Raw genomic sequence first — 26,095 nt, forward strand, 5'->3', positions numbered from 1 at the left:
CCAAGCATAAACGTAAATTTAGCTGCTCCTTTTAATCCGCCAGCCTGGTTGTACCTGTCAAACCCAATACCATAATCGAAGCCCAGCAAACCAAACATAGGTAAAAAGAAACGCATACCCACACCGGCAGAACGGCGTAATTTAAAAGGATTATAGCTTTTAAAATCGTACCAGCCATTTGCTGCTTCAAAAAATGCCAACCCGTAAATAGTGCTGCTGGCACTGGTGCTAAACGGATAGCGCAACTCCATGGTGTATTTATTAAAAATGGTAAAATATTGGTTTGATGAAACATTATCAGGGTTAACCCTTGGGTCGGATGAAGAATATACCGGGTAACCACGATGGGCAATAATATCGTAACCCAGCAAAGCAAAATTATTACTTAAGCCTGCATCACCTAACTGAAAACGTTCGAATGGAGAAATGTCCAGTTTAGAATTATATCTTCCTATAAAACCATATTTAGCAGCAGCTTTTAAAATAAATTGTTTATTTTTTTCGGCGCCTCTTGCTCTGCCAATGGGCACATACCACTCGCCGTTAAAACGCCATTTATGAAATTCGGGTAATGCATATGGATTTGTTGCCGAGCCAGAACTTATTCCTAAAGCGGAATAAGGTAAAGTAAACTGGCTGCTCAATAAAAAATTAGAACCACTGGTTGGAAATATAGGATTTGGCCCTGCACTATTACGTACCAGTGCAATTTTTAAACTTACGTTAGTAGAGGTTCCATCGCTTAACCCTGCAAATATATTTGGATAATTTTTTAATTTGTATTGCTGTACATTAAGGGCATAAATTAAATTAAAATAATCATCGGGCCATTTTAACTGCTTGCCCAGCGATATGCTGAAGCTGCTTGTTTTTACATAAGAAGTATCACCACAAGATTTGCAATACTGCCCTGTAAACTGGTTGTAGGCGTTGGAGTATCTTGTATTAGAATAACCAATAGTAAATGAATTGCGTTTCTTACCTCCCAACCATGGTTCGGTAAAAGAAAAATTATATGAACGGAAAGCTTTACCGTTTGACTGTATCCTTGCGCTCAATTTTTGCCCATCACCAGATGGTAAAGGATCCCAGGTAGATTTTTTGCGGATATTTTTTATAGAGAAATTATTAAACGTAATACCTAACGTACCCGTTAAGCCGATACCACCGCCAAAACCTGCAGAGAGTTCTAATTGATCAGCAGATTTTTCTTCGATTTCCCAGTTAATATCAACAGTACCATTATCTGCATTTGGCACCACATTAGGATTAATTTTTTCAGCATTTATAAAACCAAGTTGGCCCAATTCTCTTTGTGTACGTATAATATCGGCACGGTTAAATTTTTCACCGGGTATAGTTCTTAACTCACGGCGTATAACATAATCTTTTGTTTTATCGTTACCCGAAATGGTAATGTTACCATAGGTTGCCTGTGCCCCTTCGCTCATTCTTACTTCAAAATCTATTGTGTCTTTATTTACGGCTGTTTCTACAGGGTCTATCCTAAAGTAAAGATACCCGTCATCCATGTACAAACTTTGTACATCGCCTCCTTCGGCAGATACCTGTTTGCCCAGGCGCTTGTTTAATAATTCTAAATTATATACATCGCCCCTTTTAATACCCAGCACCACATTTAAAATAGAATCTGAATATTTTGTATTTCCCTTCCAGGTAATATCTCCAAAATAATATTTGCGGCCTTCGTTTACTTTAATAAAAATATTGAGATTGCCCTTCATGTCATAAATTGGTGTGTCTCCAACAATTACCACATCTCTGAAGCCCTGTGAGTTGTAATAATCAAGTACGCTTTCCTTATCTTCTGTGTATTTTTTATCGCTGAATTTTCCGGAACTTAATTTTAAACGAACATAGGGGTCAATAATTTCTTTTGTTTTTGTTAAGGAAAGAAAACCAACATTATTAATGTATTCCTTAAACGTCATTTTTTTTGCAGAATCGCCGTAAGGATTTTTTACAGATATGGGGTATAATGTAAACCGGGGCATTTCTTTTGTGCCCTTCATTTGCTTTTTAAGCTTTTGCTCTGCCAGGGTTTCGTTACCACTAAAGTTTACAGAGTTTATTTTTACTTTGTTACCCTTAGTAATAAAAAAAGTTAATGAAATAGCATTATTTAAAGCCGTCATTACTTCCTCCTCCACTCTAATATCTACATTGCGGTAACCCTTTTCATAATAAAATTTACGAATGGCTTCAACTGCACTTAATCTCATGTTTTCTGTTACCACTCTTTCTTTTACCAATGCCACTTTAGTTTCAAGATCATCTCTTTCGCCTTTTTTTACACCGACAAATTTAAATGCGGCTAACCGTGGCCTTTCTGTTATTTCAAAATGCACATATAAATCCCTGTCCACTAATTTTGTAAATGAAATTTCAATATTGGAGATAAGGCTTTGCTTCCATAATTTAGCAATGGCTTTTCCAAAAACATCGGTGCCGGGTATTAAAACTTTATCGCCTACTGCAAGGCCTGAAATAGAAATAATTAAATTTTGATCGAAAGCTTTTGTACCTCCTACTGTAATACCTGCAATAGTATATTCTTTAGGTGTTTTTGAATTAAATATTTCCTGTAAAGCAGGGTCAACAGAAACAGGAGGATCAACCTGGGCACTGGCAATTTGGCTAAAAAATAAGACAGTTACGATAAAAAAAATCCTTTTGTAAATAAGGTGCATCAATTGGTATTTTATGAGCGGCAAATTAAGCCCATTAATTAAAACTATTTGTTAATCTTAGTGGTTTAGAAATTTATGGGTTAAAAGTTTAGAAATCTAAATTTTCAACATTAAACTTTCAACTTTTCACCTGTTCGCTTGTCTTTCCAAACCTTCGTTCCCGGTTTTGGTAGTCCAAAATGGCTTCGTATAAATTTTCTTTTCTAAAATCGGGCCAAAGTGTATTGGTAAAATATAACTCTGCATAGGCAAGCTGGTACAGTAAAAAGTTGCTTATGCGGTATTCCCCGCTTGTTCTTATCATTAATTCCGGATCGGGAAACTGGCTGGTACACAAGTATTTTTGAATAGTTTCCTGATTAATATTTTCTGGTTGTAAATTATTTTGCTTTACATCTATCGCTATATTTTTTATAGCTATATTAATTTCCCAGCGGCTGCTGTAACTTAATGCCATAATAAGATTTAAGCCGGTATTAGTACCTGTTTCTGCAATAGCCTCATCCAGTTCCTTTTTAGCCAAAACTGGCAGCATATCAACGGCGCCAATAACATGCAGCCGAATATTATTTTTATTAAGTGTAGGCACTTCTTTGCGGATGGTATCAACCAAAAGCTCCATTAAACCTGTTACCTCGTACTCTGGCCTGTCCCAGTTTTCGGTACTAAAAGCATATAAAGTAAGATATTCAATTCCTAATTCGGCGGCACCTTCTACAATATTACGCACACTTTCCACGCCGTTTAAATGACCAAAAAGACGGTCTTCGCCTTTTTCTTTAGCCCAGCGTCCGTTGCCATCCATAATTATGGCAATGTGTTTTGGTAGTTGCTGTATATTTATTTTATCCTTCTGGCTCATAAACACGTAAAACTATTAGTCAGGCGCTGGGCCTGACTTGGGGGTGCAAAAGTAATAAAATTTAGTTGTAATTGGCGTTTTAAAGCAAATCTTAAAGCTTCACTAATTTGCCTTTAAATACTTCTCCATTTATTATCATGCGGTAAAGGTATAAACCGGCCGTTGCATTGCTAATGTTAAACTGGCTGGTATTTTTAAAGTTGCCCACCTGCTTACCCTGAGTATTATAAATTATTATTTCATCCGCAATTGCAATATTCCCTTTTTGCATACAATTAAAAAAACCTGTTGATGGGTTTGGGTAAATCAGCGGCGTTACGGTATTAGTTTGAAAAGTTGCCATGGCAGCTCCGCTGGCGCAAACCTCTTTGGCACGTAAATATTCTTTGTTGCTATTAAGTGGACTTGAAAAAGCACAACCTGTACCACTGGTTAATGTAACTACTGTATTGGGAGAAATATAATCCGGTAAATCAACAACTGCTTGATTGTTGTATATTAAAATACGGCCCATATCATTTACTTCCCAGTTTAAACCTGAAGCATTTTCTATGGTAGTTAATCTTGTAAAACAATTACCGTTTTTATTAACAATTGCAGCTGAAAAATTAGGTGTGCTGCATGTTTTACGTTCGGCATACCAAAGTACATTGCTTATGTTAACAAATTGCAGATTGTACTGCGCCATAGTGGTTGCCTGCCAAAAACTACCCGCCGCACCTTCCGGTATTTCTAAATAAAATAAAGAAGAATCTTTTGATGATGCAAAGCGAGGCACAACACCATTACCCTTATTATCCTTTATTACAAAAGTTTTACTTACAGCATCTGCAGAAGCATATTTACCATCTGCAAAACTGTTGTTGATATTAAAATAAATTTTGCTTAACCCATTGGGTATATAAAAATATCCCGGCAAACTGGACAAATCTTCCCGGTAGACTTCTGTTTTGTTGCCAAGAAATGCCCCATTCTTATAAAAATAATTCCCATTAGTAATTATAGATAAATCAATCCGGGATTTATATTTTGAAATAACAGTTAAAATATAATTTCCTGCGGCAGGCAAATCTATTTTAAGCGTACCGGCTTTGTTACTATTATCTAAAGTAAAATCTTTTATTATCTCCAATATTTTATCTTGGGCTTCTACTGTAAAATTTATAAACCCTTTTCCCTGTATTTCAAAAGTAGGGGTATATTGAATAGTAAAACTACCAGCGGCAGGAGCTATTATATTAAACGTGGTTGTATTGTAGTAATGAATACCATTAGTATAATAAATTTTGGTATTAATTTTAGCTAAAGGAGCAATATTGGCAGTTTTAAATTGTGTTTTGATATAATCCGCCTCTTCTAATTTAAACAATTCAATTTGATTGCCATATTTACTTACATCCTCTAAAAAATTATTATCGACTTCGGCTTCAGTTATAAGAGGTAAATTACCATTTAAGTAAGCCGTTCCTGAAGTAACATTATATTTTGCATAAAAATCTGTGGTTGCAGCATATCTGCTAACAATAGTAGCTATAAGATAATAACTGTTTGCCAATTGCATTTTATTAGTTTTAGCCAGATAAATACACAGTGCTGCATCCTTTTGTGCTTTTGTCATTGGTTTATTCTGATCATCATTTGCTAAATCAAAATACAAAACCATATAGTGTAGATACGCTTTTAATTCACGTATTCTTTGTTTAACAACATCCGGCTTATTTTGCGTTTGCTGTACAGCAGTATTCAGCAACTGAAGGTACAACTGCATTTTATATTTATCCGGAGCAGTTTTTGCCGTCCCCCACATGTGCAAAATTTTATAGACTGTTGTATTAGCAGATGCAAACATATCATTACAAAATTCATGGAGCGTACTATCAACAGCAATATCATCTTTTAAATAATTATTAGCTGCTAATAAATAAGGCAGGCTGCCAAATTTAGCTGGTGAAGCTTCCCAAACCACCCCCTGCGATCTTTTATCTTTTGCAATTTGTAAAGTTGTTTTTAAATCGTTCCAATTAAACCATGGTGTTTCTCCACTCCAGCCAGAAAGATTCAGGTAATGATATTCTGAAATATTTGCATAATTTTTAAACCAACGATTTCTTAATCCATTAGTGCTGCTTTCAAATTGATATACCACTGGTATTAATTGTACATCTATGTTTTTATTGATACCTATTGAAGCAGATGGGATATTGGCATGGCCCGAATAAGCATATACCTGAAAATGTTTATCAGGATATTTAGCCGCAATTTTTTGTGTAGTAAAATTAGCTAAAGTAAAATGCTGGTCGCTTTCATTGGGATAGTCAACTGCACTGCAGGCATCATTATCTTTCGAGTTACCCCACAAAGCTCCATCTGGTACTTCTATACCAATATGATTATAGTAATATTTAAAATTATGGTAGAAGTTAGCGTAGAGAGTTGTGTTGCTGTAAATAGTATTTTTATACTGGGTATACTTTTGTTCTATAGTATTTGCCCATAATTCTTTTGCCGCATTATTAAAAATATCGGGTACAGATTGACTATTAGCTTGCCTGGAACCGTTGAAATTAGCTACATAACAAGGGTTATCTTTTAGGGTATTTAAATAATCTCCACTCATTAAATCGCCACGATGCCCTGTAAAACCAGAACTGCCCAGCATACCATTACGCCTTTGATACAATGCCCAGTTATGTCCATTTTCGCCAAAATAGCTATCCCAGTTATAAGCAGTGTTATTGTCCATTGCCCAGCGGCTATGCCCGCCGCTTATAAACCATGTTTTATATTTATAACTGCAGGTATAAGTTGTATCCGATTTTTTATACGCAGATGAAAGCGTTGGAATAATTTCCCAGGCAGTTCCTGGCTGATAAAACCTAAAACCTAACTGATGTAAATATTGATAAATTCCAAAGTGGAGGCCATTATCATCTGATGCGGTAAATTTTATACAATCTAAACCATTACTGATTGTTTTGCATGCCTGATTATCTGAAATAGCAGTATCATAAATAAAAATAACACCGTCAGTGGGCAAAGTTGTATAAACCTGGGTGTTAAATTGGCTACCTGCTATTGCTTTTTGCAAAAGTAAAGCAGCGTCTTGGGCTGTTGCCTTTAGCAGCGGAGATGAACCAGCCGGATAATAAACTGTTTGTGCTTTTGTATTGTATCCAATACATAAAGCAATTACTGCTGTAATAACGCAGTTGCGAATGAACGCCATAGTTAACTTATTAGTGGTGAGATAAACTATGGTTCAATCACAGAAATAAAAGGATTTGCGCTGTTGTAATTCGCAGGAATTGTGGTTTGTTACTCTTTGGCTGGGTTACAAAATGATGAGATAAGCCATCATTTATTTGTTTGGAGGAACTGTAAATATAGACAAATTTATTTACGTACAAAACAAAAGCCCCTGAAATTTTTGGGGCTTAGAATATGATTTAAGAAAAATTATTTTAGTTTGCGCTTGGGCACCTGTAACTGCTGATATTAAAAGAAATACCAATTTCTGCAATAATGTACTGATCTTTTTGTTTACTGAATCCCCGCTGTCTGCCTTCAACACCCAAAACATTATTAGCATCTAATTCATAAGAGCGGTCTTGCAGTAAACCTGCGGCAGAAGGTTGGCCATTGGGTAAAGGAGCAAACCTGCCTGCACCAATGTAAGTTGTACTTATATCATCTAAATAATCAGTAGTAGTAAAACGTTGCGTTATTTCAAAAGACAAGTTCATCTTCTCATTAATATTGTATTTAACGCCTACGCCCAAAGGAAAACAAAATGCCATGGTACTATATTGCTTTCTTCCTTTATAACCAATAGTTTGCCCTTCGGTGCCCAATGGACGTAAAAATTCTTTTTTACCATCCAAATAAGCATATGGATCGTAACTGAATACACCTGCGCCAAGTGTTACATAAGGTGTAAAAGCATAATAAGGATCGCCGGGTAAAAATTTAAAGAAATTAAAATCGCCTTGTACTGCAAGTTCCCAAATGTTAGAATTAAAACTAAGGTTACGTGTCTTTTGATAATCGTTTTTGCTGTAGGTATCGCTGTAACCTACCTGTGCATAATGCGCAGCAATACGCATACCTACATAATTACCAAATTGTTTACGAAAGAAAATGCCTAGTGCCGGTTTTGGCCTGTTTAAAGCTGCCCTGGTATTTATATCTCCAAAATAATGTGCTGCGCCGGCGGTTATTCCAACTTCTCCCTGTTGTACATATTCGTACCGCTGTGCATTGGTTTTATTTACCAGCACACAAATAAATATAATGGTAAGGACTTTCAGTTTCATAATAATATAATATGCAAAATAAAGAATTGTTTTGTTAAAACGAGCAGATTATGTTTTTCTGATACGAGGGTTTGTTAATTTTATTGTTTTTCCAATCTCATCCCTGCACTCATTACAGCCGGTAAAGGATCGTCTCTCATAATTTGGCTGATAGCAAATTTATAAGTCCCCGTTTTTGTAAATCGCTTTATCATTAATAATTGCCTTATCTCCCAAATATCATTCATGCCGGAGCCTGCCCAGCCATCAGCATCAGTACCCAGTTGCATATCAACTTTTCTAAAATGTAAGCTGTCGCCGGGTTCTGCAATGCCTACATTAAGCCATATATTATTGTATTTATAAGCATCGGTATGCCTTAAAACTATATAAGCCTTGTAAGTAGCTGCAGTGTCTGTTACTAAAAAACTTCCTTCAGTTTTAAAGTTACTATTCCATTGATAGTTTGGAATGCTGGTATTTTTTTCAAAAGTTTCCAGTTGGGTGCAGGATGAAATGAATATGCAATTAACAATAAGCAACAGGCAAAAAGCAATTTCTAATTGCCGGGCATGCTGGTTTAAATAGAACCGCTTTTTCGATTTTTTAAAAATCATACTGCAAAAATAACTATTGCTTATATATTACAATGCGTTTAACACCTGCTCTTTTGCTTTTTCCAGTTCGTCTTTCATTTTTACCACACATTTTTGAATGTCGGCATCATATGCTTTACTGCCGGTGGTATTTATTTCTCTTCCAATTTCCTGTAAAATAAAAGATAATTTTTTCCCTTTGCCTTCTTCCGGTTCCTGCAAAATAGATTTAAAATATTCGCAATGCTGGCGCAGACGAATTTGTTCTTCATGAATATCTATTTTTTCCATGTAATAAATCAACTCCTGCTCCATGCGGTTGTTATCAATATTTTCTTTGCCCACATTTTTTTCCAGCAGTTGGTTAATTTCATCTACAATTCTTTTTTTACGGTTGGGTTCCAGCAATAAAATTGCTTCTTCCTGCTCTTTAATTTTATCAATCCGCTTTATTAAATCTTTTTCAAGCCCTGCACCCTCTTCGGTTCGATGCAGATTTAAATTATTTAATGCTGAAATTAAAACCTTATTAAATTCTGTAAAATCAGTTTCGTTTAAAACATCATTGGTAGGTGTTACCACTTCGGGCAAACGGAGTAAAGCACTTAAAACAGAATTGGTATCAATTTTAAGTTCGCCGGCCAGTTCTTCTATCTGCCTGTAATAGGCTTTAATTAAATCGGTATTTATATTAACAGGTTTGGTAGTGCCGTTTTGTTTGATATTTATAAAACAGTCGATGGTGCCTCTTACTAAATTTTCCTGCAAAGTATTTCTTATTTCAAACTCGTACGGCCTTAAAAGAGGGGGTAATTTTAATTGCAGTTCCAGCTGCTTTCCGTTTAGGGCTTTTATTTCAACTAAAAAGGTTTTTTCACCCACGGTTTGTTCGGCCCTTCCAAAACCGGTCATTGATTTAAGCATATGATATTATTATTTACTGCAAGATAACAATTTGAAATTTAGAATTTGAAATTGTTTAACACTGTGGGATAGAAATATTTTTTTATTGCCCCCGTATTTGATTTCAGGTTTCCAATACAGCATCCTTAATTTCGGGATATGCATCTAATAAGCTAAGGCGCATTATTCTTTCGGAATTTTGCAAAAGTTTAAATCCAAATTTTTCGTACAGGCCATGTGCATCTTTTGTACCCAGCATCCACCCCCTGAAACCCTGCAACTCCGGATGATTCATAATTTCATACATAAGCCATTTACTTAAACCTATGCCCCGATATTTTTCAATTGTAAAAACATCTGCTAAATAACCAAAGGTTGCTTTATCAGTAATTACTCTTGCAAAACCTGCTTGTGTAAACGCACCTGCTGTTTCTTTTTTATAAACACCAAAACAAAAAGCGCCATCAATTGCTTTTGTTACAATTTCTAAAGAAATATTTTTAGCCCAGTAACTTTCTTTACTTAAATAATTATGCACTGCTGCAATATCTATTTTAGATTTATCGGTGCTGATGATAAAATTTTTTTTAAGATCACTAAACATTTTTAGTATTTATTTTATTACAACAAATTTAAAAAACAGCCCTTGATAAAAATAATAAAGCCCGACATTTAATAGCCAGGCTTTGTTATATAGATGGGTTAGTAAGTACCAGGAACCAAATTCCCTACACAATATTAAAAAGAATTTTTGCTAACATAAAATTATTTCCAAAAAATTTTATTAACATTTTTTATATAGCTGTGGATAATGGCGTTTAATTTTTACAAGACAAAAAATGAAATGTTGGCAAATATTGAAATTAATTTTTAAAAATAAATATTTATACAAATTACTAAACTGCTGAAAGTATTGATTTTACTATACTTTCAAAGGATGCAATTTTTTAATCATCATTAAAAAAAAATTATTTTCTATTCTCCCTGCTTCATAAATTATTAAATACAGCGCAACGTTTGTAAGTTTTTTGGGTAAAAAATATTTTTAAAATTTATTGGCTTAAAAGTTAAATAATGCCTTTTTTAAGCATTTTACAACAAAAGCCGGATAAAATGCAAACCGCATTACCTTTGCTGAAAATTATTTTTATGCAATTTCCTTCGCCGGTTTCTTTACAATGGATTGCCGAATTTATTGGTGCAAAACTTTTAGGCAACACAAACTCAAATGCAACAGGCATTAATGAAATACACAAAGTAGAACAGGGCGATTTAGTTTTTGTTGATCATCCAAAGTATTATGAAAAATGTATTAATAGTGCTGCAAGTTTTATAATTATAAATAAAGAAGCACCCATACCCGAAGGAAAAGCTTTACTGATTATTGATAATCCTTTTGAAGCGTACTGTAAAATTGCAAAACATTTTCGACCCTTTGAAGGAGCAGTAAAAACAAAAAGCGATACCGCAATAATTGGCGAAGGCAGTTTTATTTATCCCACTGCATTTATTGGTAACCATGTGAGCATTGGAAAAAATTGCATCATTCATCCTAATGTATCTGTTATGGATTATTGTATAATTGGAGATAACGTTGTTATACAAAGCGGAACTGTAATCGGCAGCGATGCTTTTTATTATAATACCAAAAAAGATCGTGAAGTTTGGTATAAAAAAATGCCCAGTTGCGGAAGAGTGGTTATAGAAGATGATGTAGAAATTGGAAGCGGCTGCACCATCGACAGAGGCGTAAGCCACGATACCAGGATTGGTAAAGGAACAAAATTTGATAACTTAATTCATATTGGGCACGACACTGTTATTGGAAAAAATTGTTTGTTTGCTGCAAGTGTGGTGGTAGCCGGAGTGGTTACTATTAAAGATGGGGTAATTCTTTGGGGCGGTGTTATTGTAAATAAAACTTTAACCATTGGAGAAAATGCAGTGTTACTTGGCCGAACCGGCGTAAGCGGCGATTTAGATGGTAACAAAACTTACTGGGGTGCGCCTGCACAGGAAGCCGGTATTGTAAAAAGAGAAATGATTTGGGTAAAAAGAATACCGCAGTTGTGGGAAAAAGTTATGGGAAAATAAATTATTGAATAAACCTGTCAAAAAAATCGCTTTTCTTTCTTACAGAAATTTCTACGGTGGTACCATCTTCCATTTGTACATGTCCGCCCCGGCCTTTTGAATATTTTTTTACAAAATTTATATTAACAATGCTGTTGTGATGGATCCTGCAGAACAAAGCAGATGGTAATATATCTTCAAAATCCTTTAAATTTTTTGTTACCAGCAGTTTTGTTTTTCCTTTGCAATAAATATAAGTATAACTGTTTTCGGTCTGTAAATACATTATGTTGCTGATGTCTTCAAAGTAACATCCATCAAAAGCAGGTAATGCAATTTTTTGTGTAATGGCATTTTCTGCTTTAAAATTTCCCAGCAAAGTATTAATCCTGTTATTAACTGTTCTTTCTTCCAACCGTTTACTTACTTTATTAACTGCTTCCTTTAACTCATTTATATTTACCGGTTTTAAAAGATAATCGAGGGCCGCATATTTAAAAGCTTTTATTGCATAATCATTAAAAGCTGTTATAAAAACTACTTCAAAAGAAACGGGTGCTAACTTATCCAGCAGATCAAACGCATTGCCGTAGGGCATTTCTATATCTAAAAAAACAAGATCGGGGTTCGATTGTTTTATTAATTCATAACCTTTTAAGGGATCGGGAGCCGTTCCTTTAATAAATACATCGGGACAGTATTGTTTTACCAGTTCCAAAAGGGTAATAATATTGCCCGGTTCATCATCAATTATTACTGCAGAAATTGTTTGCATAATTTATACTGGGATATTTATTTCTACTAATGTGCCTGCTGCGCTATTATTTTCTTTCAACAGATCGGTTACTGTTACAATAATTTTTCTTTCATTTATAGTATTCAGTAATTCTATTCTTTTGCCGGTTAAGCTCATGCCTTTACTCTGGTACTCTATATGCTGTCTACTTTTAAATTCAGCAGCTTTATCCCTGCCAACCCCGTTATCTTTTATAATACAGTGCAAATTATCCTGTTTTAAAGAAAAAGAAATTTCAATCTTTCCCCCACCTTCTGTTTTATAACGAATGCCATGGCGCAAACTGTTTTCTACATAAGGCTGCAGCAGTAATGCAGGTATTTGTACATAATCAGCTTTTACTTCGCCGGCAACGTAAATAGAATATTTAAAGGTATCACCAAACCGCATACGCTCCATGTCCAAATATTTTTTTAAATAAGAAGCTTCTTCTGCAACAGTAATTGTTTTTTGAGAAGATATATCTAATGTTTGACGGATGAGTGCAGCAAAATCTGTAAGGTATTGATTGGCTTTTTCTTTATCGTTGGTAAGGATATACTGCTGTATAGAATTAAGACAATTGAAAATAAAATGCGGATTCATTTGCGACTGCAACGCCTGCTGCTCAAGCACAGCAAATTGTTTTTGAAAATTATTCTTTTCTTCTAAACGGTGTTTTGTTTTTTTATTCCGCCAGTTAAATAAAATAGTAATTGCAGTTATAATAACTGCTGCCATTAAAACATAAAACCAAATTGTTTTCCAAAAAGGTGCTTGTACCAAAAAATTAATAGTAATAGTATTACTTTTTATATCGTATTTATTTACAGCATACAGTTCTAATTTATAATCGCCGGCCGGCAAAGATTTATAATCAAGATTATTTTCAGTTGTGGTTTTCCATTCATTATTTAAGCCGGTAAGTTTGTAATGATAACCTATTTCTCCCCCCGAGCGGAAAGAAATCCCTGCATATTCAAAATTTACATTGTTGTTTTTATAAGATAATTTAAAAGAAGAATCAGAAACAAGTTGTTTACCCGAAACATATATGCCCAGCATTTGTAAATTGCAGATAGAAGAATTTGAAATACTGTTTTCTTTAAAATAAGTAAGTCCTGCAGGCGAACCCACCCACACAATACTATCTTTTACATACAAAGCATTAATGGTATTACTGGGCAACCCATCGGATGTGCTGTATTTAATAATATTGTACTGCCCATTAGTGGTGTTTATTTTATTAATGCCTTTGTCGGTACCCACCCACAACGCATTGCCTTCAATAATTATTGTTTTGCAGATGTTGCTGCTTAATCCTTCTATATCGGTAATAATTTTTATTACTTTTCCATTTTTATAAGCAACAATACCATTATCACTTGTAGTTATCCATAAGGTGCCGTCCGCTGCACTTTTAATATCAGTAATGCGGCGGCTCAATGCAGGGTGCAAATCACCCAGATAAGTATAGGTTTTATCTTCTCTTATTTCGTACAAACCTTTTAATGTACCAATGTAATAATTGTTATTATGATAAAATACTTTTGTACAACGCTCCCTCCAGATTGTATCAGTTATTTGTAAATCTTTAAGGCGTATTTTAAAAGCATATGCAGATGTGCCTACAATTATGAAATCGTTGTTTATTTTTTCTACCGATTTAACAGGATATACATAATTAAATGTCGTTTTATCTTTATCTAGCTTAACAAGGAATAAATCAAACCCTAATATTGTTATTGAATTTGAAATACTTTTCATTGAAAATAAACGGTTAGTACCGGGATCGTTTTTAGTAAACTGTTGATTGTTCTTATAATTAGATTCAATGATCTTAAAATTTTTATCTACAAGCATTGCCTGGCTAAACTCTCCTCCTGCTAAAACTGCATTTGAATAATTTGAAATAGAATAAACTCCTTTTTCTTTATTCTTTTTAGTGAATATTGTTTGAACTGCTCTTGAAGGTAATTTATAAACCCCGTCTCCTAAAGAAGAAAACCAAAGATTTTTTTCTTTATCTTCTACGGTACGGGTAATTTTTTTTCCAGTTAGGTAATGGTAGTCAAGTTTAAGATTAATAGTATCAATCGACCATACACCATCCGTAGTATTCAAATATTCAGGATAATTGTATTTCATTTCAGTAAAAAAAATATTCCCTGGAAATGAAATCTCAGTATAAATATTTCTAATGCTATCATATTTAACAGAGACCGAACTTGAGTCTATTCTGGTTGATGATTTGCTATACCCATTCCTTTTTTCCCAAATTAAATTAAGAGGATTAAAATCATATACGCTTCTATTTGTAATATCCAACCTTATTTTTCCACAGTAATTATAAACTTTACCTCCATCATTTTTCTCCATGCATATTTCATCAATTTTATATTTTATAACACTATCTGTTGGTGTGATAATAATAATAAAAGAACGAAATGAAAAACTTAAAAAATGTTTTTCGTTTTCAATTATAGCCTCAACATTTCTATCTGATTTTATTTTATTTATCAAACTATCATTTTCATAATTATAAATTTTGCCTTTAAAGTAATAGCATAATTCTTTGCTAAAAGTTCCAATCCACACCCTTCCTTTACTATCTGCAAAAACTTTTAGCACTTCATTATCTGGCAGCCCTTCTTTTACTGAAAAATTTTTAAAGTATGTACCATCATATCGGCTCAACCCATTTTCTGTAGCAAACCACATAAAACCATCTTTATCCTGGCACATGCTGTACACTGTTGAACCAGCAAGTCCATCTTTTGTATCGTAATGTACATAATTAAACTCCTGTGCAGTAAGAAGCAAAGGGATAAAAAAGTTAATAAATAGAAATGATTTTTTCAAAAAAAATATTTGTTTCTTAGTTTAAGTGAATGTAATAAAAATGCCCCGATTTTATTAAAAGGGGCATTTATAATATACAGATGTAGTTCATTCAAGCAAAAGAATTAAAGTTTGATTACGGGTATTTTAAATAAGTTGTAACCAAAAAGTTTGAATAAAGGCCATTTGTTTTGCTAAATGGTCCCCTAATAACTAAATTCTTTTCCGAAATGCTTAAAATATAATAATAGCGCTCTCCCGATGTACTTTTATCTAAAACAAAATAATTGTCCGATAATAATTCCCATGTTCCGTTGGAAACTCCTCCAAGATCATTAAAGGTAGTAGTTCCATTAGTTTTATATTCCTGATAAAAACCCAGACCATTATAACTGTTTTGTTTTTTTGAGGTCAGGGTGATTCCTGAATATTGCTCTAATTCATCGTTTGCTAAAGTCCATTTTTTGGGCATCCATTTTAAAACATCATACCTGGTAATAATCGAATCATGTTTGATTATGACTGTATCATGAAATACTTCTTTAATAATTGTTTCTTTTTTACAACTTGATGATAACAAAGCAAAGGATAGTAATGCTGTAATAATACAAAAGAAGGTAAATACTTTTGAGAAATTGTTTTTCATTTTTTTACTTTTAATTTGAAATATTTTTTTATTAGATTGTAAAGAATGAAAATAAGATTCATTTTAGCAATATAAACTTTGTAAGTGTGCGCTTATAGCCCATAACTGTGCAAATTTCTACATTCAATTAAAAAGCCCCGATTTTTCAACCGGGGGCAATTATACTGTACGGATGTACTTTGTTCAAACGAAATTTAAAAACTCTTATAGAGTAAAAAAGGAAGTATAAAATTCCTTTAATGATTAAAGAAACAAAAGTTTTAAAACAATGCTGTATTATTTTTGTAACTGTGCTGTTTTAACCAATAACTGTGTAAAATCAATCTTTTTTAAAATCATAGGGCAGCATATCGGCCATTTTTTTCCAGCCCAGGTACTGGTTAACGGTTATATCTGTTTGCTCAAAATAATAACCGTTCTGTTCTATAATTATAGATTGCTTTGGTACAAAAGATAAAATTGATAATTGAAATTTCACAGGCTCATCTGCATTGGCAGCTAAATAATTTTGCTCGGGCTTTTCTTTTGTATAAATTATTACCACGTCGTTTTGGTTGGGCATTACTTCTGCAGTATTGGTGCTGTCGTCTTTACTGTAATTCATGGCGCCATAAAAATTAAGCAGGGGCACGGCATTTTCTTTTTCATTATCCTTTATCAAAAACTGGATTTCAAATCCCTCTTCTTTTAATTGTTTATTATACAGGCTTCGCATAAAATGCAGCAATGAACCTTTGTAAGCTTTTTGCCTTGCAGCAGCCCATAAATTTTGTTTAGCAGTATCAGTGGTTTGCATTTCGGTAAATAAAGGATAGCCGGTGTACAAACTTACCTGTGTGTTATACTCATACGTAAAAGAATCCACTGTATATTTTATTTTGTAGCCCAAAGCTTCATTTGTAATTTCTAGTGGTTCGGTAGCTAATATTTTAAGACGGTTTCTTTTTTTAGAAAAATAAAAATGTATGGCATCTTTATTTTTTATGGTGCATAATTTACTGTTTTCAGTTTTGCCAATAAAGTTTTCTAAAAAGAAATCGCCGTATTTTTCCCAGCCATCTTTTACTTCGCCGGTGGATCTTACTACCACATCTTCCATGGCTTTTTCTTTTTGTTTCAATTCAATAACCATATTATTATCTGCATCAGCTGTAGAAATTCTTTTTGTTTCTGTTTGATAACCGGTGTAAGTAATTACCAAATCGTAACCGCCATTGGGCAATCCTAATTTAAAATTACCTGCTGCATCAGTCGCTGCTCCCTGTGTGGTATTTTGTGCAAATACCGATGCTGACTGCAATGGTAATTTTGTTACCGCATCAATTACTTTACCCGAAATATAAAAGGAAGATTGAGCAAAAGCAGTAACTAATAATAAAGTTGCTGCTACAAAGAGAATTGTTTTTTTCATATGATATTTTTTGTACAGATTAACTAAGAAAACATAACTAACTTTTATTTTACAAAGTTAACGGGCTACTTGTTAAGTTTATGTTGAAATGCCGCACAGGTTTCTGCAATGGTTTCTTCAATTTTTCGGTAGTTAAATTGCGGTAAATATTTTTTCAATTTACTGTTGTCAAAATTAACTTTTGCCAATGCTGTTTTGGCAGTTTCTTTTGTTACCAACGGATCTTGCTTAGTAAATAAACTTTTTAAAGCCTCGAGCCGCCAAACAATTTTTGCAATAAGCGGTGTTACTATTTTATGCGGTGGTTTTTTATTAAATGCTTTTGCCATTAAACTAAAAACATCCCGGTAACTTCTGTTTTCGGCACTTACAATAAACCGCTGTGCAGTAATATCGCTTTCCATTAGCTGCATCATTATTTTTACAACATCCCTTACATCAACAAAACCTGTAGTGCCTTCTGCATACCATGGAAATTCGTTGTATGCCGTTTGAAATAATTTTGAACTGCCGCTGTTCCAGTCGCCTGCACCCAATATAACAACCGGGTTTACCATCACTGCATTTAATCCTTCGCCAATACCACGCCAAACTTCAAGCTCGGCTAAATATTTACTTTGCCCGTAGTTACTGTTACTGGTTTCTTCGGTCCAGTTCATGGTTTCGTTAATCAATTCATCTTCCCTTATCCTTCCCAATGCCGCCACACTGCTTACATGCAACATTTTTTTTACCCCTGCTTCCAGGGCAATATTTACCACATTGGCAGTGCCTTCAATATTAATTTTAAACATTTCCATTTTTCTTTTTGGATTAAAAGTAACAATGGCTGCACAGTGATAAATTTCTTCAATACCTGCCATCGCTTCTTCCAAACCCACCACATCTAAAATATTACATTGCAACTGTTCAAGATTATTTGAATTAAAATTTGGGAGCGGTGTTTTATTATAAATAGCCCTTACCTTTTTGCCCTGTGCAAGCAATTGCGTAATCAGTTCTTTTCCCAATAAACCTGCGCCGCCTGTAACCAATATCATACAATTATTTTTATAAAGATATTAAATGAATAAGTTGCTTATTGCTTTTATGCCCATGTACGCCATTGCTACCACAACAACCCAACCTGCAATGGAAAGCCACACCGGATGTTTGTAACTGCCGGTAATATTTTTTTTATTTACTGCTAATAAAATTATTGCCAGTGCAAAAGGTAATATTAATCCGTTAACAGCGCCTGCCATTACTAAAACTTTTACGGGTTGGCCAACAATTAAAAATATAATCGTAGAAAAAACAATAAAGGTTATTATTATGCTGCGAAATTTTTTTGTAACAGCAGGATGCAACAGTTTTGCAAACGTTACGGATGTAAATGCAGAACCCACCACTGATGTTATTGCCGCACTCCACAACACCAGACCAAAAATTTTATAGCCCACTTCGCCTGCGGCAGATTGAAAGACTGTAGCAGCAGGATTTTCTGCACTTAACGTTATGCCCTGCCATACAATACCCAATGCAGCAACAAATAAAATGAGGCGCATTAAAGATGCAATTAAAATTGCAGATACAGCGCTTTTAGAAACCTGTTTGATATTTTCTTGTCCACAGATATTCGCTTCCAGTAAACGATGTGCACCAGCAAAACTGATATAACCGCCAACTGTGCCCCCAACAATTGTAAGTATGATAGTTTCATTTATTGTATCAGGAATAAAAGTTTTAATTACCGCTTCTGCCATTGGCGGATGCGATTGAAAAGCTACATATAGGGTTAATGCAATCATTACCAAGCCTAATAATTTTGCAAAAAAATCAATGGCTTTTCCGGCTTCTTTAAAAATAAAAATAATAACTGCAATAATACAACTGATGATAGCTCCGGTTTGTACACTGCAACCCGTTAATACTTTTAAACCAAGGCCTGCGCCGGCAATATTGCCAATATTAAATGCTATGCCGCCAATAATTATTAACACTGATAAAATATAACCAGTGCCGGGTAAAACTTTATTGGCCACATCCTGTGCATACATTTTACTTACACTGATGATGCGCCAGATATTTAATTGTGCGCCAATATCCATTAATACAGAAACAAGAATTACAAAACCAAAACTTGCTTTTAACTCTGCAGTAAACTTAGTGGTTTGTGTAATAAAACCCGGGCCAATGGCCGAAGTTGCCATAAGGAAAGCTGCACCCATCAAAGGACCGGAAAAAATATTTTTATACTTCATTAATTTTATTGTGAATGGTTTTTGCAAATTCTACAGCATGTTCTCCATCGCCATGAATACAAAGGGTTTCTGCTTTAATAAAAATTTGTTCGCCGGTAACTGCTGTTATTTTATTTTCATTTATCATTTGTATTACCTGGTGCAGCATTGCAGTTTTATCTTTTATTAATGCATTGGTTTGGGTACGTGGTGTAAGTGTACCGTCAGCCTGATACGTCCGGTCTGCAAAAACTTCGTTAGCGGTTTGCAATCCAATTTTTTCTGCGGCTGCAATCATAACTGAACCGGATAGCCCAAAATAAATAAGTCTTTCATCAAAATCTTTTACAGCATTTGCTATTGCGCCAGCAATAATAATATCTTTTGCAGCCATATTGTATAAAGCGCCATGCGGTTTTACATGATGCAATGCTGCTCCGCATTCCATTGCAATTGTATTTATTATTGTTAATTGATCAGTAATAATTGTATAAATTTCCTGCGGAGATAATTGCATAGCAGTTCTGCCAAAATTTTCCCTGTCTAAAAAAGAAGGATGAGCACCAATATTAACGTTGTATTGCAAACAAATATTTATGACCTCCTTGATAGTTGCGGCATCACCGGCATGATAACCACAGGCAATATTTGCAGAACTGATAAAAGGCATCAGTTCTTTTTCGTTGCCCATACCTTCTCCCATATCGCAGTTAATATCAATCACATTTACAAATATTTTTTTATGTTGAGGTGACAGGCATTTTTTATTTCATGCAATGTCTGTTGCATGATCAGTAAATCCTCTTCAGCTTCCTGTAACGAAACTATTGTAAAATTAAAAGACTGTCCCGGTTTTATTTGCGCCAGTTTTGGTAAGTCTGCTTTTATTACACTTGCAATACGTGGGTAACCACCTGTAGTTTGATGATCGGCCATAAGCACAATACAATTGCCATCGGGCAGCAATTGAACAGTTCCTGCATCAACTGCAGAAGAAATTAATTCTGTTGATTGTTGTAATAAAAGCGGTTTGCCATTTAAGCGATACCCCATTCTGTCGCTTTGATTTGAAATAATAAATTCATTTTTTTCAAAATTATTTTTAGATATTTCATCCAGTAAGTTCCATTCTATACCTTTTATACAGCGAATTTTGTTTTGTGGCAGGTAACTTTTATCAAGTTCATGTTGAGAAATATGCCAGGGCAAAATTTTGTTTTCATTACAGGAAAAATCAGTTTTATTAAAATTTATGATATCATCTTTTTGTAAAGCCCTTCCCAAATAGCCTCCTGCGCCAACTTTTAAATGGGTACTGGAGCTGCCCAACCAATTTTCTGCATGAAAGCCACCATGCACCGATACATATAATTTTGTTCCATGTACAGGTTGTTTAAATTTTAATACAGAATCTTTTTTTACAAAGAGTGCCTTCCAGACTGATACAGCCGTTTCATTTATTGTGGCAAAAAAATCAGCGCCTGTTAAACTTATTATTGCATCCTGCTGAAATAAAATTTCTGGTGCAGGAAAATTAATTTCCATCACTGCGTTTCCATCATCATTACCTACTAAATAATTAGCAATACTCATTGCAAAAATATCCATTGCGCCTCCGCCGCCAATGCCCTTGCTTCGCCAGCCTTTTCTTCCACCATCCTGCAATGTGGCTAATACTCCCGCCTTTATAATTTTAATACTCATTTAATTTTTCAAACTCATCTTTACTGATAGAAATAAATTGTACCGTATCTCCTGCCTGCAATAAACAGGGATTATCTTTTGCTGCATCAAAAATTTTAATGGGTGTCTGCCCAATTATTTGCCAGCCACCCGGCGATTGCAAAGGATAAATACCTGTTTGAAAACCAGCAATACCCACACTGCCTGCTTTTACATTTGTACGTGGCGTTGCTAAACGTGGCGTGGCAATACTATCATCTACTTTACCCATGTAAGCAAAGCCGGGTAAAAAACCAATCATAAAAACACGGTATGGTTTTGATGTATGCATACTGATGACTTCTTCTGCAGAAATATTATGCAGCAATGCAACATTTTCCAAATCTTCTCCACTATAATAAACTGGGATAGTGACGGGATTGCTTTGTGGTGCTGTAGTAAAATTTATTTCGCTTATTAATTGATGAGTATAATTTTTTACAAATTCAAATGCAGTTGAGGCAGGAGTATAATTTTTTTTTACAGTTGCCACATCATAATAAATGGCCAGCGAAGCATAAGCCGGTACTGTTTCAATAAATCCTTTAAAATTACTTTTTGCAAATGCCTGCTGCAATGCAATTACTTTTTCATTGATAATTTCATCAATACTATTTTCAAAAGAAACCAGTAAAGCAGTCTCGTTAAGCGGCGATATGGTATATGGAATCAAAAAAATAAAATTACTTTCTTAATACTGATAAAAACCTTTTCCTGTTTTTTTCCCAAATTCTCCTTTATCCACTTTATCAATTTGTATAGCTGATGGTGCAAAACGTTCTGCTTTATCAAAAGCATTGTACATACTTTGCGATACCGCAAGGTTTACATCCATGCCAATCAGATCCATTAATTTAAATGGCCCCATTTTAAAACCGGTTGCCTCCATAATTTCATCCACTGTTTCAAAACCTGCAATGCCCTGCTCTACTAATTTCATCGCTTCTAAATAATAATGACGGGCTACACGGTTTACAATAAAGCCCGGCGCATCTTTACAAAGCACAGGTGTTTTATTCAGTTGTTTGCAGAGTTCATAAATTGTTTGCGCTACTTCATCCGTTGTCTGGTTTCCCTTTACCACTTCTACCAGTTTCATTATTGGCGCCGGATTAAAAAAGTGCATTCCCACCACTCTTTGCGGATGAATAACTTTGGCCTGTATATCCGAAACAGACAATGAAGAAGTGTTAGTGGCAAAAATTACTTCGCTGTGATTGATCTCTGCCAGTTGATTAAAGATGGCAACCTTAGCTTCTACTTTTTCTACAATAGCTTCAATAAAAACATCGGCAATACAATCATTGGTGTCGCTGATAAATTTTATACGGTTGAAAATATTTTCTTTTTCTGCTGCAGTAATTTTTTGTTTATCTGATAAGTACTGTAAGTTTTTTTGCAGAGATGGTTTTGCTTTCTGCAACACCTCATTATTAATATCAAACAACAAAGTATAAAAACCGTTTTGTGCAGCAACCTGCGCAATACCGCAGCCCATAGTGCCGGCGCCAATAACGCAAATAGTGTTAATCATGTAAACTAAATAATTTTAAAAGTGAAGGTAAAGATATTATTCCTGTAAACATTTAAATACAGCCAAACAGTTTAATACATAAAAAATGCATTGTTGCTGTACAACAATGCATCATTAATTATTTTAAAAGATTAATTCTTCCCTGCTTCTTTCTGAGCCTCTGCTTTCATTTTTTCGTTGGCGGTAATACCAAATTCTACTCTTCTGTTTTCGGCCCTGCCTTCTTCTGTATCATTGGTAACTTTTGGCTGTGCTTCTCCATACCATTTTATGGTTAGCCTTGATGAAGCAATACCCTGGTTTTTTAAATAGTCCCCCACCGCATCTGCTCTTTTTTGTGATAAGGAAAGATTATAACTGTCTGTTCCTTTATCATCAGTATGCCCTTCTACCAAAATATTTGTTTCAGGATACTCATTAAATATCTTTACTAATTTATCTAAGGCAATTTTAGAATTTGAAGTGATAGTAGCTTTATTAAAATCAAAATACACCCCCATTTTAGAACCATCAGGATTTTTATCGGGGAAAGAAACAATAATACCTTCACCCACTCTTTCTACTTGGGCACCAGGAATTTCTGTTTTTATTTTTTCAGCCTGCTTATCCATTTTATTACCAATAATACCTCCTGCAACACCACCAATAACGCCACCGATAACAGCACCCAGAACAGTATTGTTTTTATTCCCTACATTATTACCAATAACACCTCCAATTACTGCGCCGCCTGCAGCACCAATTACAGCACCACGTTGCGCTTTATTTGTTTTTTTAACTGAGCTGCACCCTGAAATGATCAAAGCAATTGCTGCCGATACTAAAATTGTTTTTCCGTATATTTTTTTCATAAAAATTATTTTAGATTTAAAAATTATTTTCTTACAAAATTATAAGTGAGTGCTGCCGGGTTTCCGTTAAAAGTGATGGTGGTTTTTAATTTCATCATGTCTTTATCCAGTTGTGTAAAAGTTAGCCGGTAACCGGCGCCGTCATCCATTGTGTTCTTTTTATCGTCTAATCTTTTAAATTGAAATTCTTTGGCAGAGTCTTTTGGTTCATAAATGCTCCAGCGGATAAATCTTTTAATTGCAGGGCAACCTTTTTTATTATCTACAATGGTATAGCTGCCCATACTGTTATTGGCAATAAAATTCCATTCGCTGCCAATAAAACAGCTGAATTCTGCCTCGTTAAAAATTGTTGTTTTTGCAATGCCTGTAATTCCTTCTGTGGTAATAGTTTGTAATATCCAGTTACCATTAATTGTTTTTTTAGTGGTTCTGGCTTCTTTTGAAACCGAGCAGGCAGCAAAACCAGCTGCAATTACAAGAGCAATTAAAGTTGTTTTAAAAATACTGTTCTTCATAATATTAAATTTTGATGCAACAATGTGCAATCTCAAATTTTCAATTATAATGCCAAAGAATATTTTTTAAATTTTAAGCATAAAAAAACAGGCAGATGCCTGTTTAAATTAATTTTCATTTTTCCAGATATTTAAGTGAGGACTTTTTTCCCCATATAAAATTTTAATTGCTTACAAAATTATTTTATAGTTAACCGGGCAACTGCAATTTTTGTTTTGCCTAAAATCCTGTCTTCTTTTCCAATCAAATACATATCTCTTCCTAAAACAGAACTTAGCCGTGGCATGGCGGTGGGTACATCCCTGTTGCTGAATAAATTACTGCGGGTGTACTTTCCTGTTGTGGTATTTAAATTAATGGCAAAGCACTCCGATTTTCTGAAGTAACTTATCTTTTTCACTTTTTGGCCAAGCTGCAAAACATTATCATTTTTTTTATGATCGTTAAAAATAATGTTGAGCGAATTGGTGCCTGGTAATACGCCATAGCCTGCATAAAATGGCCAGTTAAATCCACCTTTGAAAAAACTAAAGCTTAAACCGGTGCCACTTCCTGAGCTGGTTTGAATTACTTCACGTTGTTGCTTTGGCGCAATATTCAACCATCCAATATTTCCTGCAGCATCTATCTTGCTCATCATAATATCGCCGCATTCGTAAACCTGGTAAGTAGTGGTTGTCCACCGCCCTGGCATAGTACCCGATCCTGGCTGGTAAGTGGTAGTGGTATAAGTATAACTGTTATATTTTTCTGCAAGAATAATAAGGCCTTTATCTGCTGTATAAATAAAATTTCGAAAGCGCATGTATTTAGAAAAACCATCTTCCTCATTTTGAATTTTTTCCAGTTTCTCTCTTTCTTTTCTTTCCTTTTTGCTTTCGTCATCATCATCGTCTGCATTATCATCTTCTACCGTACTTATCATAGCGGTATTAATATCTTTTTGGCTGGTTGATATAATATCTCCAGTTTGCGGATTAATTCTTTGCACCAGCATACCGTTAATTTCACGCCCTCTTTTTTCATCGCTGTAAAATGCTGCCAGCACCAGTTCCTTTGCAGGCAGTTGCATTATTTTTGTGCTTACTAACCATTTGGCGTTAATGGTTGTGTTAATTTCTTTTATCTGCTTACCATCGTTATTATAAATACGGATGTTGTAATTTTTAAAATCTAAATATTTATTTTTTTTCTTTTTGCCTTCCTGGTATTCATACTCCCTGCCAATTAAAACCACATTGCCGGCAGATGTATAAACCACATCTTCTAACTGAAAAGTTTTAGGATCAAATTCATTACTTATGGCAATAGATTTACCTAATGCTTTCATGTTATCATCAAACTGCCGCACTTCATAATTATTTTTTTCCCTTCCTTCGATAGTGCTTACCAAAACCATTTTGCTGCTGTCGGCATTATAAGTTGCTTTAAAACTGATATCTTCTTTTTTATCATCTTTTTGCCAGCTGGTTACCTCAGTAAATTCGCCTGAAAGCTCACCCGATGCTTTATCTATTTCTGCAGCAAAAAGCGTAAGTGTTTTTTCTTTTTTACTGTAATCTGTAGCCAGTAAAAACAATTTATTTTTTAAGAAGAAAAAACTTTCATATTCTTTACCCTTTAATTCTTTATTAAAATTATTACTGTATGCTTCTTTTAAATCTTTATCCAGTTTAGTTAATGTTGCCGACTCTCTTACTGTAGCACCAATTACAAAATAACTTTTTAAAGCAAAATGCGATTCTTTTACATACACGCCGGTGTTATCGGTATGCATTACTTCCAAATCGGTACTCCCTTTTTTAAGTTTAAATTCATCGCCCCAGGTAACGTTGGCGGTTTGGGCATTTACAGTAATTGATAATGTAATCAGGGTTAGAAAAATAAGAATTTTCATTGTAGATTTTTTTATAAGAAATTTGTGAATTGAAGTACAAGGCTTTTACACCGCACTGGTAAATTGTTTTAAAAATCGCAAATCGTTTTCGCTGAACAAACGCAAATCTTTTATTTGATATTTCAACATGGTAATTCTTTCTATACCCATACCAAACGCAAAGCCGGTGTATTTATTACTGTCGATACCGCAGTTATCTAAAACATTGGGATGCACCATACCGCAGCCTAAAATTTCTAC

22 protein-coding genes are annotated in these 26,095 nt (G+C 34.4%); 1 reads left to right on the forward strand and 21 read right to left on the reverse strand.

Going from position 1 to position 26,095, the window contains the following annotated elements:
- From ACY65O_RS01260 to ACY65O_RS01290, 7 genes are all read right to left on the reverse strand, one after another.
- Positions 1-2,711, reverse strand: a 2,711-nt coding sequence (locus ACY65O_RS01260; RefSeq protein WP_462219032.1) for a BamA/OMP85 family outer membrane protein, incomplete at its 3' end; no start/stop codon positions are given.
- 118 nt (positions 2,712-2,829) lie between these two features.
- A complete protein-coding gene (locus ACY65O_RS01265) occupies positions 2,830-3,573 on the reverse strand; it encodes an isoprenyl transferase (protein ID WP_462219033.1) in 744 nt (247 codons plus the stop codon).
- Positions 3,574-3,664: 91 nt separating this feature from the next.
- Positions 3,665-6,799, reverse strand: a complete 3,135-nt coding sequence (locus ACY65O_RS01270; RefSeq protein WP_462219034.1) for a T9SS type A sorting domain-containing protein — start codon at positions 6,797-6,799, stop codon at positions 3,665-3,667.
- Between the two features lie 235 nt (positions 6,800-7,034).
- Complete coding sequence (porG, locus tag ACY65O_RS01275; RefSeq protein WP_462219035.1) at positions 7,035-7,886, reverse strand: type IX secretion system protein PorG; 852 nt, start codon at positions 7,884-7,886, stop codon at positions 7,035-7,037.
- A gap of 80 nt (positions 7,887-7,966) precedes the next feature.
- Entirely contained in the window at positions 7,967-8,482 is a 516-nt protein-coding gene (locus ACY65O_RS01280) for a gliding motility lipoprotein GldH (RefSeq protein ID WP_462219036.1), read from the reverse strand.
- A gap of 27 nt (positions 8,483-8,509) precedes the next feature.
- Positions 8,510-9,385: a YicC/YloC family endoribonuclease gene (locus tag ACY65O_RS01285; RefSeq protein WP_462219037.1), complete on the reverse strand. Its 876-nt coding sequence runs from the start codon at positions 9,383-9,385 to the stop codon at positions 8,510-8,512.
- Positions 9,386-9,488: 103 nt separating this feature from the next.
- Positions 9,489-9,968, reverse strand: a complete 480-nt coding sequence (locus ACY65O_RS01290; RefSeq protein ID WP_462219038.1) for a GNAT family N-acetyltransferase — start codon at positions 9,966-9,968, stop codon at positions 9,489-9,491.
- A 470-nt stretch (positions 9,969-10,438) separates the two neighbouring features.
- Here ACY65O_RS01290 and ACY65O_RS01295 point away from each other — a divergent pair, with 470 nt between their 5' ends.
- Positions 10,439-11,458: a UDP-3-O-(3-hydroxymyristoyl)glucosamine N-acyltransferase gene (locus tag ACY65O_RS01295; RefSeq protein WP_462219039.1), complete on the forward strand. Its 1,020-nt coding sequence runs from the start codon at positions 10,439-10,441 to the stop codon at positions 11,456-11,458.
- 1 nt (position 11,459) lies between these two features.
- On the opposite strand, the gene ACY65O_RS01300 is transcribed toward ACY65O_RS01295, so the two are convergent.
- From ACY65O_RS01300 to ACY65O_RS01365, 14 genes are all read right to left on the reverse strand, one after another.
- Positions 11,460-12,212, reverse strand: a complete 753-nt coding sequence (locus tag ACY65O_RS01300; protein WP_462219040.1) for a LytR/AlgR family response regulator transcription factor — start codon at positions 12,210-12,212, stop codon at positions 11,460-11,462.
- A gap of 3 nt (positions 12,213-12,215) precedes the next feature.
- On the reverse strand, positions 12,216-15,074 hold the full coding sequence (locus ACY65O_RS01305) for a sensor histidine kinase (RefSeq protein ID WP_462219041.1): 2,859 nt from the start codon (positions 15,072-15,074) through the stop codon (positions 12,216-12,218).
- A gap of 115 nt (positions 15,075-15,189) precedes the next feature.
- A complete protein-coding gene (locus ACY65O_RS01310; protein ID WP_462219042.1) occupies positions 15,190-15,699 on the reverse strand; it encodes a hypothetical protein in 510 nt (169 codons plus the stop codon).
- 319 nt (positions 15,700-16,018) lie between these two features.
- A complete protein-coding gene (locus ACY65O_RS01315; protein ID WP_462219043.1) occupies positions 16,019-17,110 on the reverse strand; it encodes a carboxypeptidase-like regulatory domain-containing protein in 1,092 nt (363 codons plus the stop codon).
- Positions 17,111-17,175: 65 nt separating this feature from the next.
- A complete protein-coding gene (locus ACY65O_RS01320) occupies positions 17,176-18,150 on the reverse strand; it encodes an NAD-dependent epimerase/dehydratase family protein (protein WP_462219044.1) in 975 nt (324 codons plus the stop codon).
- Positions 18,151-18,171: 21 nt separating this feature from the next.
- Positions 18,172-19,353, reverse strand: a complete 1,182-nt coding sequence (locus ACY65O_RS01325) for an NRAMP family divalent metal transporter (protein WP_462219045.1) — start codon at positions 19,351-19,353, stop codon at positions 18,172-18,174.
- Complete coding sequence (locus ACY65O_RS01330; protein ID WP_462219046.1) at positions 19,343-20,056, reverse strand: 5-oxoprolinase subunit PxpA; 714 nt, start codon at positions 20,054-20,056, stop codon at positions 19,343-19,345. The genes ACY65O_RS01325 and ACY65O_RS01330 overlap by 11 nt, the downstream gene beginning before the upstream one ends.
- Before the next feature lie 2 nt (positions 20,057-20,058).
- Positions 20,059-21,036, reverse strand: coding sequence for a 5-oxoprolinase subunit C family protein (locus ACY65O_RS01335; RefSeq protein WP_462219047.1), 978 nt, complete (start codon positions 21,034-21,036; stop codon positions 20,059-20,061).
- Complete coding sequence (pxpB, locus tag ACY65O_RS01340) at positions 21,026-21,727, reverse strand: 5-oxoprolinase subunit PxpB (protein WP_462219048.1); 702 nt, start codon at positions 21,725-21,727, stop codon at positions 21,026-21,028. The genes ACY65O_RS01335 and pxpB overlap by 11 nt, the downstream gene beginning before the upstream one ends.
- Before the next feature lie 18 nt (positions 21,728-21,745).
- On the reverse strand, positions 21,746-22,588 hold the full coding sequence (locus ACY65O_RS01345) for a 3-hydroxyacyl-CoA dehydrogenase family protein (protein ID WP_462219049.1): 843 nt from the start codon (positions 22,586-22,588) through the stop codon (positions 21,746-21,748).
- Between the two features lie 131 nt (positions 22,589-22,719).
- The gene (locus tag ACY65O_RS01350) at positions 22,720-23,439 is read right to left on the reverse strand and encodes an OmpA family protein (protein ID WP_462219050.1); all 720 of its coding nucleotides are present in this window, start codon (positions 23,437-23,439) and stop codon (positions 22,720-22,722) included.
- Between the two features lie 23 nt (positions 23,440-23,462).
- Complete coding sequence (locus ACY65O_RS01355) at positions 23,463-23,957, reverse strand: hypothetical protein (RefSeq protein WP_462219051.1); 495 nt, start codon at positions 23,955-23,957, stop codon at positions 23,463-23,465.
- Positions 23,958-24,136: 179 nt separating this feature from the next.
- Positions 24,137-25,855, reverse strand: coding sequence for a hypothetical protein (locus ACY65O_RS01360; protein ID WP_462219052.1), 1,719 nt, complete (start codon positions 25,853-25,855; stop codon positions 24,137-24,139).
- A 45-nt stretch (positions 25,856-25,900) separates the two neighbouring features.
- A partial coding sequence (locus tag ACY65O_RS01365; RefSeq protein WP_462219053.1) for a tRNA ligase subunit PheS family protein occupies positions 25,901-26,095 on the reverse strand: 195 nt, incomplete at its 5' end.

Source organism: Ferruginibacter sp. (assembly GCF_031430955.1).
GTDB lineage: Bacteria > Bacteroidota > Bacteroidia > Chitinophagales > Chitinophagaceae > Ferruginibacter.

Excerpts from the sequence above, each read along its gene's own strand:
- ACY65O_RS01265 (WP_462219033.1), bottom strand. The coding sequence starts at position 3,573 with ATGAGCCAGAAGGATAAAATAAATATACAGCAACTACCAAAACACATT.
- ACY65O_RS01270 (WP_462219034.1), bottom strand. The coding sequence starts at position 6,799 with ATGGCGTTCATTCGCAACTGCGTTATTACAGCAGTAATTGCTTTATGT.
- porG (WP_462219035.1), bottom strand. The coding sequence starts at position 7,886 with ATGAAACTGAAAGTCCTTACCATTATATTTATTTGTGTGCTGGTAAAT.
- ACY65O_RS01280 (WP_462219036.1), bottom strand. The coding sequence starts at position 8,482 with ATGATTTTTAAAAAATCGAAAAAGCGGTTCTATTTAAACCAGCATGCC.
- ACY65O_RS01285 (WP_462219037.1), bottom strand. The coding sequence starts at position 9,385 with ATGCTTAAATCAATGACCGGTTTTGGAAGGGCCGAACAAACCGTGGGT.
- ACY65O_RS01290 (WP_462219038.1), bottom strand. The coding sequence starts at position 9,968 with ATGTTTAGTGATCTTAAAAAAAATTTTATCATCAGCACCGATAAATCT.
- ACY65O_RS01295 (WP_462219039.1), top strand. The coding sequence starts at position 10,439 with ATGCCTTTTTTAAGCATTTTACAACAAAAGCCGGATAAAATGCAAACC.
- ACY65O_RS01300 (WP_462219040.1), bottom strand. The coding sequence starts at position 12,212 with ATGCAAACAATTTCTGCAGTAATAATTGATGATGAACCGGGCAATATT.
- ACY65O_RS01310 (WP_462219042.1), bottom strand. The coding sequence starts at position 15,699 with ATGAAAAACAATTTCTCAAAAGTATTTACCTTCTTTTGTATTATTACA.
- ACY65O_RS01315 (WP_462219043.1), bottom strand. The coding sequence starts at position 17,110 with ATGAAAAAAACAATTCTCTTTGTAGCAGCAACTTTATTATTAGTTACT.
- ACY65O_RS01320 (WP_462219044.1), bottom strand. The coding sequence starts at position 18,150 with ATGATATTGGTTACAGGCGGCGCAGGTTTATTGGGAAAAGAACTGATT.
- ACY65O_RS01325 (WP_462219045.1), bottom strand. The coding sequence starts at position 19,353 with ATGAAGTATAAAAATATTTTTTCCGGTCCTTTGATGGGTGCAGCTTTC.
- ACY65O_RS01335 (WP_462219047.1), bottom strand. The coding sequence starts at position 21,036 with ATGAGTATTAAAATTATAAAGGCGGGAGTATTAGCCACATTGCAGGAT.
- ACY65O_RS01345 (WP_462219049.1), bottom strand. The coding sequence starts at position 22,588 with ATGATTAACACTATTTGCGTTATTGGCGCCGGCACTATGGGCTGCGGT.
- ACY65O_RS01350 (WP_462219050.1), bottom strand. The coding sequence starts at position 23,439 with ATGAAAAAAATATACGGAAAAACAATTTTAGTATCGGCAGCAATTGCT.
- ACY65O_RS01355 (WP_462219051.1), bottom strand. The coding sequence starts at position 23,957 with ATGAAGAACAGTATTTTTAAAACAACTTTAATTGCTCTTGTAATTGCA.
- ACY65O_RS01360 (WP_462219052.1), bottom strand. The coding sequence starts at position 25,855 with ATGAAAATTCTTATTTTTCTAACCCTGATTACATTATCAATTACTGTA.